This is a genomic window from Microcystis sp. M179S2, assembly GCF_020245805.1.
In the GTDB taxonomy this organism is placed as follows: domain Bacteria; phylum Cyanobacteriota; class Cyanobacteriia; order Cyanobacteriales; family Microcystaceae; genus Microcystis; species Microcystis aeruginosa.
The window spans coordinates 1-12,954 of sequence record NZ_JADBUE010000295.1; the positions used below are offsets into that span (position 1 = coordinate 1).

15 protein-coding genes and 1 pseudogene are annotated in these 12,954 nt (G+C 39.6%); 12 read left to right on the top strand and 4 right to left on the bottom strand.

Going from position 1 to position 12,954, the window contains the following annotated elements:
- Positions 1-304 precede the first annotated feature (304 nt).
- On the bottom strand, positions 305-3,787 hold the full coding sequence (mfd, locus tag IM500_RS17850; RefSeq protein WP_287739207.1) for a transcription-repair coupling factor: 3,483 nt from the start codon (positions 3,785-3,787) through the stop codon (positions 305-307).
- 674 nt (positions 3,788-4,461) lie between these two features.
- Here mfd and IM500_RS17855 point away from each other — a divergent pair.
- The 9 genes and pseudogenes from IM500_RS17855 (at position 4,462) to IM500_RS17895 (ending at position 9,794) form a co-directional block, all read left to right on the top strand.
- Entirely contained in the window at positions 4,462-5,385 is a 924-nt protein-coding gene (locus tag IM500_RS17855) for a metal ABC transporter solute-binding protein, Zn/Mn family (protein ID WP_287739209.1), read from the top strand.
- 65 nt (positions 5,386-5,450) lie between these two features.
- Positions 5,451-6,194, top strand: coding sequence for a metal ABC transporter ATP-binding protein (locus tag IM500_RS17860; RefSeq protein WP_353737916.1), 744 nt, complete (start codon positions 5,451-5,453; stop codon positions 6,192-6,194).
- Between the two features lie 143 nt (positions 6,195-6,337).
- Positions 6,338-6,436, top strand: a pseudogene (locus IM500_RS17865) (DUF29 family protein); the annotation flags it as partial.
- Positions 6,437-6,623: 187 nt separating this feature from the next.
- Positions 6,624-6,881 (top strand): DUF4160 domain-containing protein, encoded by a 258-nt coding sequence (locus IM500_RS17870; protein WP_002792623.1) that lies wholly within the window; start codon positions 6,624-6,626, stop codon positions 6,879-6,881.
- On the top strand, positions 6,835-7,173 hold the full coding sequence (locus tag IM500_RS17875; RefSeq protein WP_002737024.1) for a DUF2442 domain-containing protein: 339 nt from the start codon (positions 6,835-6,837) through the stop codon (positions 7,171-7,173). Before IM500_RS17870 ends, IM500_RS17875 begins: the two co-directional genes overlap by 47 nt.
- A gap of 216 nt (positions 7,174-7,389) precedes the next feature.
- Positions 7,390-7,674: a DUF1214 domain-containing protein gene (locus tag IM500_RS17880; protein WP_287739211.1), complete on the top strand. Its 285-nt coding sequence runs from the start codon at positions 7,390-7,392 to the stop codon at positions 7,672-7,674.
- 229 nt (positions 7,675-7,903) lie between these two features.
- Positions 7,904-8,785: a fatty acid desaturase family protein gene (locus IM500_RS17885; RefSeq protein WP_287739213.1), complete on the top strand. Its 882-nt coding sequence runs from the start codon at positions 7,904-7,906 to the stop codon at positions 8,783-8,785.
- Between the two features lie 232 nt (positions 8,786-9,017).
- Positions 9,018-9,626 carry a LysE/ArgO family amino acid transporter gene (locus IM500_RS17890; RefSeq protein WP_190359773.1) on the top strand — a complete coding sequence of 203 codons (609 nt, stop codon included), beginning with the start codon at positions 9,018-9,020 and terminating at the stop codon, positions 9,624-9,626.
- A gap of 3 nt (positions 9,627-9,629) precedes the next feature.
- Positions 9,630-9,794 carry a hypothetical protein gene (locus tag IM500_RS17895; RefSeq protein WP_287739215.1) on the top strand — a complete coding sequence of 55 codons (165 nt, stop codon included), beginning with the start codon at positions 9,630-9,632 and terminating at the stop codon, positions 9,792-9,794.
- 195 nt (positions 9,795-9,989) lie between these two features.
- Here the strand turns inward: IM500_RS17895 and IM500_RS17900 are convergent, their stop codons facing one another.
- From IM500_RS17900 to IM500_RS17910, 3 genes are all read right to left on the bottom strand, one after another.
- A complete protein-coding gene (locus tag IM500_RS17900; RefSeq protein ID WP_185239967.1) occupies positions 9,990-10,532 on the bottom strand; it encodes an REP-associated tyrosine transposase in 543 nt (180 codons plus the stop codon).
- A gap of 312 nt (positions 10,533-10,844) precedes the next feature.
- Positions 10,845-11,261 carry a type II toxin-antitoxin system VapC family toxin gene (locus IM500_RS17905; protein ID WP_353737917.1) on the bottom strand — a complete coding sequence of 139 codons (417 nt, stop codon included), beginning with the start codon at positions 11,259-11,261 and terminating at the stop codon, positions 10,845-10,847.
- On the bottom strand, positions 11,251-11,484 hold the full coding sequence (locus IM500_RS17910) for a hypothetical protein (protein WP_036401137.1): 234 nt from the start codon (positions 11,482-11,484) through the stop codon (positions 11,251-11,253). The genes IM500_RS17905 and IM500_RS17910 overlap by 11 nt, the downstream gene beginning before the upstream one ends.
- A 367-nt stretch (positions 11,485-11,851) precedes the next feature.
- Between IM500_RS17910 and IM500_RS17915 the strand changes: the two genes are divergently transcribed.
- The 3 genes from IM500_RS17915 to IM500_RS17925 form a co-directional block, all read left to right on the top strand.
- On the top strand, positions 11,852-12,118 hold the full coding sequence (locus tag IM500_RS17915; protein WP_002798441.1) for a hypothetical protein: 267 nt from the start codon (positions 11,852-11,854) through the stop codon (positions 12,116-12,118).
- Complete coding sequence (locus IM500_RS17920; RefSeq protein ID WP_002775710.1) at positions 12,069-12,311, top strand: DUF2283 domain-containing protein; 243 nt, start codon at positions 12,069-12,071, stop codon at positions 12,309-12,311. Before IM500_RS17915 ends, IM500_RS17920 begins: the two co-directional genes overlap by 50 nt.
- Positions 12,312-12,741: 430 nt before the next feature.
- A partial coding sequence (locus IM500_RS17925) for a DUF29 family protein (RefSeq protein WP_287739219.1) occupies positions 12,742-12,954 on the top strand: 213 nt, incomplete at its 3' end.

Consider the following 12,954-nt stretch of genomic DNA (forward strand, 5'->3'; position numbering starts at 1 on the left):
CAATCCGTCGTAACGCACCACCTATGATCAACTAGGTAGGGTTTGCGGCAAAAAGTAAAAAGTAGGGTGCGTTAGACGGCAAAAATTGCTGCTTTGACTTGAAGGTAACAATCCGTCGTAACGCACCACCTATGATCAACTAGGTAGGGTTTGCGGCAAAAAGTAAAAAGTAGGGTGCGTTAGACGGCAAAAATTGCTGCTTTGACTTGAAGGTGACAATCCGTCGTAACGCACCACCTATAGCTGACTCTCAAAGCTACTTTTGGCTGATTGACGCAGCAAATATCTAGAGTGGACCCCCCATCTAATTCCTCGTCGGTAAACCATCTTTACACTTAGCTAACCACTCCAATAAACTATCTAACTGCTGTGGTGGTTTTACCAATCCTAAACCCCTAACCGTCACCTGTTTGGGACTATAAACAAAGCGTGATTGTATATGTTGGGGTAGGTGTTCTTGTAATAATTTCCACGCTGGCTCTTCCATAGGAGTTTCTAGGATAATATGCTGTTTTCCATCGGGTTTAATTCGCGAAAAACCGAGGGATTTAGCCAGATGTTTTAACTCGATTACCTTAAATAATTGTGCCACTGGGGAAGGAATTGCTCCGTATCTATCGACTAAATCGGCGGCAATTTGTCCTAAATTTTTCTGAGAATTGGCAGTAGCGATCGCCCGATAGACATCCATTTTCTGTTCCGGATCGGATATATAATCGTTAGGAATAAATGCCGTCAATTTCAGATCGATTTGGGTATCCTCCACTTGGGGAATTTCTTGACCTTGAATTTCCCGCAAAGCTTCCTGTAACATTTCCATATATAGATCAAAACCGATCGCTTCCATTTGTCCCGATTGTTCCGCACCTAATAAGTTACCCGCACCGCGAATTTCCAGATCCCTAGTCGCTAATTGATACCCCGATCCTAACTGGGTAAATTCTTGAATTGCCTTTAATCTTTCCCGTGCGGTTTCTGTTAGTTCTGCCTTGGCTGGATACAGTAACCAAGCGTGCGCTTGTACTCCCGATCGCCCCACCCGTCCCCGCAGTTGATAGAGTTGCGCTAAACCGAATTTTTGGGCATCTTCAATGATAATCGTGTTAACTCTGGGAATATCTAACCCCGACTCTACAATAGTCGTACAGACTAAGATATCCGCTTCCCCATTATTAAAAGCTAACATGGTGGTCTCTAATTCAGCCTCATCCATACGACCGTGACCAATGGAAATTCTAGCACCCGGAATCATCCCTTGAATGGCTGCCGCTTTTTCTTCAATTCCCTCGATTCTGGGTACTACATAAAAAATCTGTCCCCCCCGATCCAATTCATTGCGAATTGCCGTTCTAATCACATCAGAATTATAACTAGAAAGGTGGGTTTGAATGGGACGACGAGAGGGGGGAGGTGTGGTAATTAAACTCATTTCTCGCACCCCAGAAAGGGACATATAAAGAGTCCGGGGAATCGGTGTCGCACTCAAAGTTAATACATCAATATTACTCTTAAAAGCCTTAATTTTCTCCTTTTGATTAACCCCAAAACGCTGTTCTTCATCAATTACCAATAACCCTAAATCTTTAAACTCCACCGCTTTACTCAATAACAACTGCGTCCCCACCACTATATCCAATTCCCCCGTTTTCAAGCGCTGGACGATATCTTTTTTCTCGGAATTGGTGCGAAAACGATTTAATAAACCCACATTAATGGGATAGGGAGCAAAACGTTCCTTCAGGGTGTGATAATGTTGTTGGGTTAAAATCGTTGTTGGTGCTAATAAAGCCACCTGTTTATGACCCGTGGTGACAGCTTTAAAAATAGCACGAATGGCCACTTCTGTCTTGCCAAAACCCACATCCCCACAGACTAATCGATCCATCGGGCGATCGCTTTCTAAATCCCGTTTCACATCCTGTATCGCTTTCAGTTGATCAGCAGTGGGTTGGTAGGGAAAAGAATCCTCTAACTCCCGCTGCCAGGGATTATCCATAGGATAGGCAAAACCCGATTTTTGGGCGCGTTGGGCGTAAATATTGATTAAATCAACCGCTAACTTCTTAACCGACTTCCTAACGCGGGCTTTCGTCGCTTCCCACGCTTTGCCAGAGATTTTATGCAATTCGGGCGCTTGACTACCTGTATGACGATAACGGGAGAGATTATCAACAGAATCGGCAGGAACCCGCAATAATCCATCAGCATACTTAATAACTAGATAATCTCGACCTTGCACTACTCCGCCAATTGTGCTTTCCTGCTTTTCTAGTTTGATAAACTGTCCGATGCCATGGTGTTTATGTACTACAAAGTCGAGGGGACGGAGTTTATTCACATCCACCTGTACCGAGGCTGCTTGCCGACGTTTGCGGACGTAACCGGCAGTATTTAAAAGATGTTGTCCGAAGAACTCTCGATCGCTAACGACGACTATGCGATAGGTGGGGAGGATAAAACCTTCTAATTCAGCTAATCCTGAGTATTTTAGGGCTGTAGCGGTGTTTTGAATTATTAAGCGCTCGATCGCCCCAAAATCGAGGGGATTGGGGATAAATTGGGCCGGGCAGTCGTGTTCCTGTAATAACGAGACTGTGCGGGAGGGTTGGGCAGATATTAACCATGTAGCATACTTATTTACTTTAATACCGCTATAAATCTCTCTTTTTCCCCGTAAAATTTCCGCTAGTTTGGCGAATTGTCCCGGATTGGTGGGAATCGGACGACTGGAGAGATTAAGACTATTTTCGGAGAGGTGATCGTCTATTTCTGAGAGGTAGAGATGGGGAAATTTAACCGATATTTGCAGAGATTCGCCAAAAGAACGGTGAATTTGCGGTAAAGCTGGTTCTATCTCTTGCCAGCGTTCCCCAATATATTCTATCCAGCGATCGCTTCTAGCTTGACAGCTTTCCAGTTCATCAAAGGCAATAAGGGTATTTTCGGGGAGATAATCCAATAAAGAGGCAGGTTGAGGGAAGGACAAGCCTAAAAATCGCTCAATTCCCTCTGGATAAATGCCATTAGCCAATTTTTCTCGATCTTCAGCCCCCAGATAATCGGCCACTGTGGGGGGAAGAGAAGGGGCAATGATCGCCGCAAAGCTAGTGGGAGTAAGAAGTAGATTGGGGATAGAATCGAGGGATCTTTGGGTGGCAGGGTCAAATTCTCGCAATTTTTCCAATTCATCGCCGAAAAATTCTAACCTGACCGGTAATTCTGCCGAAACTGGGAAAATATCAACGATATCGCCGCGACGACTCCATTGCCCTTCGGTTTCTACCAGTGGAACCCGTTCATATCCTAATCTAGCTAGGGTTAGATCGAGGTTTTTGGCTTCTATAACCCTTCCTACCGCAAAATTATCGCTATATTGCTCGAAAACCTCTCTAGGGGGTAAATGGGGCTGTAGGGCCTTTTCGGTGGTAACGATCGCAATTCCGGCCTCTTGATGACTGATTGCCGATAATACCTGCATCTGTCCCCAAATCATCTCGGATTCCCGATTAAATGTCTCGTAGGGGCAAGCTTCCGAGGTGGGATAAAAGAAAACACCTTTCCACGTCATTGCTTCTAATTGTGCCGCCCAACGTGCCGCTTCTTCTAGATTGGCACAGATAATTACCAGATTTTTTCCTTGACAACGGGCAAAAGCTGTGCTTATTAATCCTTTCGGTAAGCGGGCAAGGCCAGTTAGGGTTAAATTGCCGTTTTTCTCCAGTTTTTGGATAAGTTCGGCAGTTAAAGGCGATTTTTCAATGTTGCGAATAACGGAGGCAAAAGTCATTTTTTCGTGATCGGCGCTCGGTTTTTAGTTAAGCTCTACTGAATTTATACTGCCTCTTGGGATTTTTAGTACAAATGCTCGGGCTTCCTCTCCCTGCTCCGGCACAGTCTTAGCAAGTATCAGTTGTCAGTTCACCCACTACTTTTTGGGGTTAATTTTTTTGGGCTTTATTTGACTTGACCAGAGGGGGGTCGCAGGCGCACGGATTTTCCATTATGTAAGAAATTATCTGTCAAGTCGTGGGGTTTTGTCAAGCTTTTTGGGAAAAAAAATTAACCGATAGTCAAGGGGAGAAAATTGTCGGCAGAGTTAAGCTCTACTGAATTTAAACTGCCTCTTGGGATTTTTAGTACAAATGCTCAGGCTTCCTCTCCCAACTCCGGCACTCCGGTGCAGTCTTAGCAAGTATCAGTTGTCAGTTCACCCACTACTTTTTGGGGTTAATTCTTTTGGGCTTTATTTGACTTGACCAGAGGGGGGTCGCAGGCGCACGGATTTTCCATTATCTATATAATATCATGTCAAGCCCTAGTTAGCAAGAGAAAATTTTTTAATTGGGAGCGAAAGATCGAAGGACGAAAAATCAGTACATCTATACCGAAATATTTTCAGAATGATAACGATTCTCACCGACTGTGATAAGATCAGAATCATAATCAGACTCAGTTAATCCGATGGGTAAAAATTTCCAGTTAACAGCGATCGCTTTAACGCTGACTATAGCCAGCTTAACAGCTTGTAGTGGTCCTTCGGTCAAGGAAGAGGAAACAAAGACACCCTTACAGGTGACAGTGAGTATCGTACCGCAGGAATATTTCGTCAAAAGCATCGGCGGTGATAGAGTCAGTGTTAATGCCATGATTCAACCTGGGACAGATCCCCACACCTATGAACCAAAACCCGAACAATTAAAAACCACAGCCCAATCGCAAGCCTACTTTAAAATCGGTGTATCCTTAGAAGATGCCTGGAAAGATCGCTTAAACAGTGTTAACCAACAGATGTTAATCGTCGATACCAGTCAAGGAGTAGATAAAATCCCTTTGACAGCAGAACATGATCACGATCATGATCACGCTAAGGAAGAAAAACATCAAGCTGGAAAAAACACCCTAGATCCCCATATTTGGTTATCACCAAAACGAGTCAAAGCACAAGCAAAGACTATTTATCAAACCCTAGCACAACTCGATCCCGGTCAGGAAGCTATCTATCGGGCTAACTTGGAAAAATTCAGTCAGGAATTAGACGCATTAGATCAAGAAATTCGGCAAAACTTGGCAGGGATTAAAAACAAAAAGTTTATGGTGTTTCATCCCGAATGGGGCTATTTTGCCCAAGATTACGGTTTAGAGATGATTGCGATCCAAATCGAAGGCAATGAACCCAGTGCTGCCCAGTTAAGTCAACTAATCAAACAGGCAAAAAAAGAGAATATTAAAGTTATTTTTGCTCAACCAGAATTTAGCCAGAAAAGTGCCGAAACTATTGCTAGGGAAATTGGGGGACAGGTAATCCTTATCAGTGCCTTTGCTCAAAATTGGAGTGAAAACCTGCGACAAGTTTCCCAAAAAATGGCCACAGTTTTAAATCAGTAATTGTTTGTATATGTAGCTAGACACAATTAATTGCACATATCTAACTACCTCTTGCCTATTGCCTATTGCCTTTTGCCTATCCCAACCAAGAAGTTAATTTTGCCCTATTGTATATGTCAACGATCATTACCATTAGTAATCTCTGGGCCGGCTACGAACAGGAACCCATCCTCGAAGATATTAATTTAACCATTGAAGAATTGGATTTTCTGGGAATTATCGGCCCGAATGGAGGAGGAAAAACTACCCTTCTCAAGGTTTTACTGGGATTAATTAAACCTTGGCGGGGAGAAGTCAGTATTTTGGGGCAAAGTGTCCAAAAAGGTCGGGAATTAGTCGGTTATGTGCCTCAGTTTGTCGAATGCGATCGCTCATTTCCCATTACTGTGGGTGAGGTAGTGAAAATGGGGAGATTGAGCAGCAAAAAACTCTGGCAAGGCTATAGTAAAAAAGATGAGGTAAGGGTAGATAAAGCTTTAGATAGTGTGGGAATGTTAGCGTTGAAAAAAAGGTCGATTGCCGAACTTTCGGGAGGACAGCGCCAACGGGTTTATATCGCTCGCGCTTTAGCGGTAGAACCCCGTCTCTTGATTTTAGATGAACCCACTGCCAGTGTCGATCCCCAAATGCGTGCTAGTATTTTTTCCCTGTTGCAAGAATTGAATGAGTGGATGACCATTTTAATTATTTCCCATGATCTGGGAACCCTATCTACCTATGTTAAATCGATCGGTTGTCTCAATCGTCGTCTCTATTATCACGGCCAAAAATCTCTCACTACCGCTATGTTAGAACAAGTGTATTGTTAAAAGTTTTCTCCCTTTCTACTGTCAAAACCCTTGACAAATCCCCGCACTTGACAGATACTTATATATAGAATGGAAATCCGTGCCTGCCTGCGAACCTTCTTTTTTCAGGTTAGATAAGCGTCAAGAAAATAAAAACCTAATACCTGACCAGCGCTAAAGACTTATACGAACAAGACTATCTTGCTTGGTTAGAAGAAACGGCCAAACAACTGCGACAAAGACAGACAGATGTATTGGATTGGGGAACCAACAGAGACAAAAATTATTATTATTAGTTGTAAATTTCATTATGACTAGGCTCAATGTAATCGCTGTTATTTTGTTGATTAAACTTTAAAATTGTCATTGCTTGGGATAGGAACGCCAAGGGCGATCGCTTACAATAGGGGGAAAACTTTTAGAAAGCAACCTTTATTACTATTCTTACTCATGCCCACTCTATCAAGCTTCTATGGAATAAAAATCACCATGAACTATAACGATCACAATCCGCCTCATATCCATGCCGAGTATCAAGATTATGAAGCAGTTATAATGATTCACACAGGTGAAGTTTGTGGTCAAATGCCCAAAAGAGGACTAAATCTAATATGGGAGTGGCTTGATCTACACCAATCTGAACTATTGGAGAACTGGGAAAATGCGCGTCAAAGAAAACCTCTTAACAGAATCGATCCCCTTCCCTAAAAAGGAGCTATTTCTTCATGTTATCTGTGTGGAATATCTGGATAAGTATCAATTAAAGCTAACCTTTAATAATGGAATAGAAGGGATTGTAGATTTAGAACAAGAATTGTATGGAGAAATCTTTGAACCCTTAAAAGATAAAAGTTTATTTCAAAAAGTATATGTAAATAGTCGGACAATAGAATGGCCAAACGGAGCAGACTTTGCCCCTGAATTTTTATTTGAAATTGCTCTCGACAAGCAACCGGTTAGTATGGTCGGTGATCCTGTAGGGTACGCTAATGAAATGTAACGTACCAAATTGTTTTCTTAACAATAATTATCTGATTTGCGATTATTTTGGACTTTAGTGCGATCAGGTTTTCTTCTCATGGTGTGATCGCTTTTTGATCAGGAGATGCGATCGCTAATTGCCCTCTTGACTTAAAAAATAGTTACTTAACGCGCTTTTTTGCTTTTAATCATGACGAATTTGTAATTATTCTACGTTACGCTAACACATCCTCGCGTGCTACTATTCTGGTCAGTGATTCTTTACAGTCACCAGACGCGATCGATGATTCAGACGGATCAACAGTTTCCTAGTGTCGGTAGTCAGACTAAGGGACTTTTGGTTAATGCGGATGGCTCTGTGGATCTCTATTTCGGGCCGAAACCGCTTGCGGGTAAGGAAAATAATTGGGTGCAGACAAATCCAGGCACGGGTTGGAATAGGATTCTTCGGCTTTATGGCCCGCTTGAGCCTTGGTTTGATAAGACTTGGCGACCAGGGGAAATCGAGTTATTGAAGTAGTCCTATCCAGAATATGGCTGGATCGCCGATCTGTTGCTTGGGTTGAGGTGATATGATGCGACATTACCTTATTTCTCGCTAATAAAATCGGCGATCGCACTTCATCAGAGAAAGTGATCGCAGTAACTTGACAATAAGGTTATCATTTCCTATAATTAGATTGCATTTCTTAACCTTAAGCGATGAGAGTTGCGATCGCACTAAATTACACCAAAAAAATAATCCAAAAATGCAAAAAAGTAAAGACATTTTCAAATCAAATAATGATCTGATAGGTAATCAACCTATTATTTATTTAATGAAGATATTAATTTGGGGAATTTGCTTGTTTTCAGGCATATTTCTCTTTTTTTGCCACGATTTAAGATTACAAATTTTTGGGGCTTTTTTTGCATCAATTATGATGGCTCATGGTATAGAATTACAACATCAAGCACTCCATGAAAATGGTTTCAATAATCGTCTTTTAAATAGAGTAGTTGGGTTTTTTCTTGGGCTACCTCTTTTAATTTCGTATTCACATTATAAGGATCGTCATATTCATCATCATCAATATGTAGGAACAGATCAAGATTCCGAGTTTTTTCAATACTCAAAAGAAAATGATAATTTAGGTAAATTTATATATAATTTGTTTATGATTCCTCACTGGATTCGGGTATCTGCTTATATTTTTTCGGCTTTTACAAATCAATCATTTGGCGAAGTTTATAACAAAAAAAATGAAAATGCAATTAGAAATGACTATTTAATTTTTGGACTATTTTTACTAACCAGTTTATTAGCTATTGTTTTATTAAATAAAATAGAACTATCGCGTATTTTTTTATTGTTTTTTTGTGCAGCACCTATTCATACATTAATTGAGTTACCGGAACATTTAGGTTGTGAAAAAGATACTGACATTTTCAAAAATACCAGATCTATTAAGTCAAATTGGTTGATGACTTGGTTAACAAACGGAAATAATTATCATGTAGAACATCATTTAATTCCTTCAATTACACCAGAAAGGTTACATATTTTGCATGAACGAATTAATGATCAGATATTATTTAAAAATAATTCTTATACGGAATTTATAGCAAAATTAATGACAAGTCAAAATTGAAAAAATTTTTATTAATAAATTAGGCTCTTCGGTTGGTGTTATGCAATGGACGGGGATTATAAGGGATGGAACCCTTATAGAGAAAGGCATTTAGCGATTTTTGTCAATTGTTTTTTATCTAGAGCGAACTAATCAATTAAGTCTCTTGCCAGATAAGGATTTAGTCGATTTATGCCCCCCTATCGAACCATAACAAGTAACGAAGAGCCATAAATTACAAGATGATTTGTTTATGAATGGACTGTTATATGGTTTCTTACTTGGATTTTCCTTAATTTTTGCTATTGGACCTCAAAATATTTTTGTATTGAAACAAGGATTAAAAGGAGAGCATATTTTTTGGGTTTGTCTAATTTGTTCACTATCTGATGCTTTGTTGATAGCGATTGGCGTATCTGGATTTTATGTTTTTATTGAAAAATTCCCTTGGATATCAATTATTGCCAGATATGGAGGAGCAGCTTTTTTATTTTTTTATGGATTTACCAATTTGCAATCTTCATTGAAAACAAATCATAGAGTTGAATTTGATGATGTAAAATCGAAATCTTTTAAGAAAGTTATGTTAACTTGTCTTGGTTTTACATGGCTTAACCCTCATGTTTACTTAGACACAATATTTCTGATTGGTTCAGTTTCATCAAAATATAGAAACGAAGCACTTTATTTTTGGTTCGGTACATCTATTGCTTCTTTCGTTTTTTTCTACTCTCTTGGCTATGGTGCGCAGTTACTTAAGCCTCTTTTTTCTAATCCATTGACATGGAAAATAACGGAATTTGTGATTGGAATTATAATGTTAATTATTGGTTTTTCTTTATTAAAATCTTATGAGATTTAATTTTTGAATTTTGGCATTAAAACTTATGATTGTAGTGCGATCGCCGATCTTGTGGTGCGATCGTTTTTTGATGATGGGGAGGGGCGATTGCTTTTTGGGGAGGAGAGGCGATCATTTTTGGGTGATGTGGGAATGGCGATCACATATCGTATTTTTCTATTATCATAGTGCGATCGCCGATCTTGTAGGTTGGGTTGACGAAAGGAAACCCAACATTTCTACACAGAAAATATCCCCTTTCCAAAACGAATTAACACCATTATCTTTTAATTTGTTGGGTTGCGTTCCTTAACCCAACCCACCGAATTTTTGAAAAATTTTAGTTGATCTTGTCGGTTGATACGACGAAACCCAACCTACATTTTATTCCATACCAATATCACTATCAAAGATCAGCCTTTCTGAAGCCCCCCACATCTGATCATAAATTCCTTCTTCAACATAACGATGAAAACTGGAGTGTTGCCAATCTTTCGGAGCATTTACTAATCCATGATGCACGGGATTGTAATGGATGTATTCGAGATGATTAACAAAATCTCGATCATCTCGAACTTGATGCTCCCAAAAGCGACGTTGCCAAATAGCCTTTTCTCCTTTATGTTGTCGAGATGTTGAAATTTTACCCTGATATTGAGAATGACATTGACGGCTAAAATAACTTTTAATTAATCGCCAACGAGTTGAAAAATCTGCATCTGTTTCAGGCAATGTCCAAAGAGCATGAATGTGATCTGGTAAAATGACAATAGCATCAATCTTAAAATGATGTTGTCGCATAACATATTTAAAAGCATTTCGTAGTAAATCCACATTTTCAGGTTCACACAAAATTTTGTGACGATTGTATGTCACAACTGTAAAAAAATAAGTAGCTCCAGGTGTTTTTGCTCTACGGTATTGCATCAAGTTAGAATAACATTTATTGGATTGGTGTTTACGCAACTGGCGTTGGGTTTCGTGCCTCAACCCAACCTACCAAACTTTAAGACCGCAATTCCTTTGGCGTTTGAAAGTGCGAGCGCTGTCATCTTGTGGATTAAACTTTAAAACTGCCATTGCTTGGGATAGGAACGCAAAGGGCGATCGCTTTTTGGGGAGGAGAAGGGGCGATCGCTGTTGGGAGGAGCAATTTTTGGGGAATAGCGATCGCTTTTTGAGAATGAGGAGGGGCGATCGCTTTTTAGGGAGGAGAAGGAGCGATCGCCTGCCCTGAGATTAATCTCTCAACAAAGCTCGAAAACCAGCTTGCTGAAAATGAATATCCGTTGTTAATGCTTCCGTTATTCTACGCTCTTCCATTACAATAAAAGAAATACAGTCAACAATTCCCCAATTTTTATCGTTTCTTTGACAATATAGTTGAAAAGCTTTTTGATAAAGAATTTCCGATAAGGGAATAACTGTAACTGTTCTGTCCTTTTCTAATGAGGACAATAATTTAATTGACTTAGAGCGATATTTTTGTTTAGATAAAGCATTGCCAATCTCTAAAATAATGGCTCTGGTTGTAACTAAAGGTGTTTTTGAAGTTTTTAATTGTTGGGCAATGGCAAGTGCTTTATGATGATAATCGTCCGTAGATGAAGATAAAGCGGTCGCATAACTTGTATCGAGAAATTTCTCAGGGTTCATGCTCTTTTTCTTCGCCATATAAATATTTATCTAGATTTTCTGACCAATCAGAGGGTCCGTCTAGTTGTAATGATTCTGCTGTCTCTAAAAAAGAAGTGAGTTCATTATTTTCATCCGATAAGTTATCAACAATAATGCGGACACGAGTATTAGCCTTCAATCTAACGGGTTGCTCTGGATGAAAGACCTTTCCGTCAAATAATGCGTTAATAGAATTAAGCATGATCTGTTGGTGAAATGATTTTTACTTGAAATATCTATATTATAAATGTAACACACCAAATTGATTGTTATTCGCTGTCATCTTGTTGGTTAAACTTTAAAGCTGCCGCTTGGGATAGGAACGCAAAGGGCGATCGCTTTTTGATGAGGAGGAGAAGCGATCTTGTAGGTGGCTCTTCGGGACTTGGTATGGTTCGATAGGGGCGCATAAATCGACTCAATCCTTATCTGGCAAGAGATTTAATTGATTAGTTCGCTCTAGATAAAAAACAATTGACAAAAATTGCGGCAATGTCTGTCTCTATAAAGGTTTCATTCCTTATAACCCCGTCCATTGCATAAGACAAACCGAAGAACCCGAAATCCTCGTGAACTTTATTTTAAGTCACCATGCCGAAGAAAAAATTATTCAACGCCAAATCTCTTTAAAAATATTGCAGGACATCCTCAATAATCCTGAGCAAATTTTAGAAGAAGATGGACTCAAAGTTTATCAAGGTACGTTTGTCGCCATTAACAATAAAACTTATCTTCTGAGAATTTACATTAATGACTTAGTTGAGCCTCAAAAAATTGTTACACTATATGTTACCAGTAAACTTAGAAAATATAGGCAGCTATCAAATGAAAGCTAAATATGATGCTGAAGTTGACGTTTTAACAATTACCTGGCATGACACACCCGTAGAAGAAAGTGAGGCAATCAGTCCGGGGGTTATTCTTGACTATGATCAAGCAGGTAATGTAATCGGGATTGAAATTCTTAATGCTTCTCGAAAAATCGAGAATTTTTCTCCGAATGTGCAGGTAGCTATTTCTTCTCGATAAAGGTGATCGCTGATCCTGTAGTGCGATCGCTGATCTTGTAAGTTGGGTTGAGGTGACGAAACCCAACATTGCTTTTATTTCTTACCTGAATTTTTTGGGTTTCACTTCTACATTTTATTCCATACCAATATCACTATCAAAGATCAGCTTTTCTGAAACTCCTCACATCTGATCATAAATTCCTTCTTCAACCTAACGGTGAAAACTGGAATATTGCCAATCTTTCGGAGCGTTTACTAATCCATGATGCACGGTATTCGAGATGATTAACAAAATCTCAATAAAAAACCCTTGACAAATCCCCGCACTTGACAGATACTTATATATAGAATGGGAATCCGTGCCTGCCTGCGAACCCTCTTTTTTTAGGTCAAATAAGCGTCAAGAAAATAAAAACCTAATACCTGACCAGTGCTAAAGAGGATAGGTTATGACAACTAAAGACTTATACGAACAAGACTATCTTGCTTGGTTAGAAGAAACGGCCAAACAACTGCGACAAAGACAGACAGATGTATTAGATTGGGAACATCTCGAAGAAGAAATCGAAGCATTGGGGAATGAACAGAGACATAAAGTAGATAGTTATCTCCTAAAATTACTCATTCATCTGCTTCTTTACCAATACTGGCCGGAGGAAAGA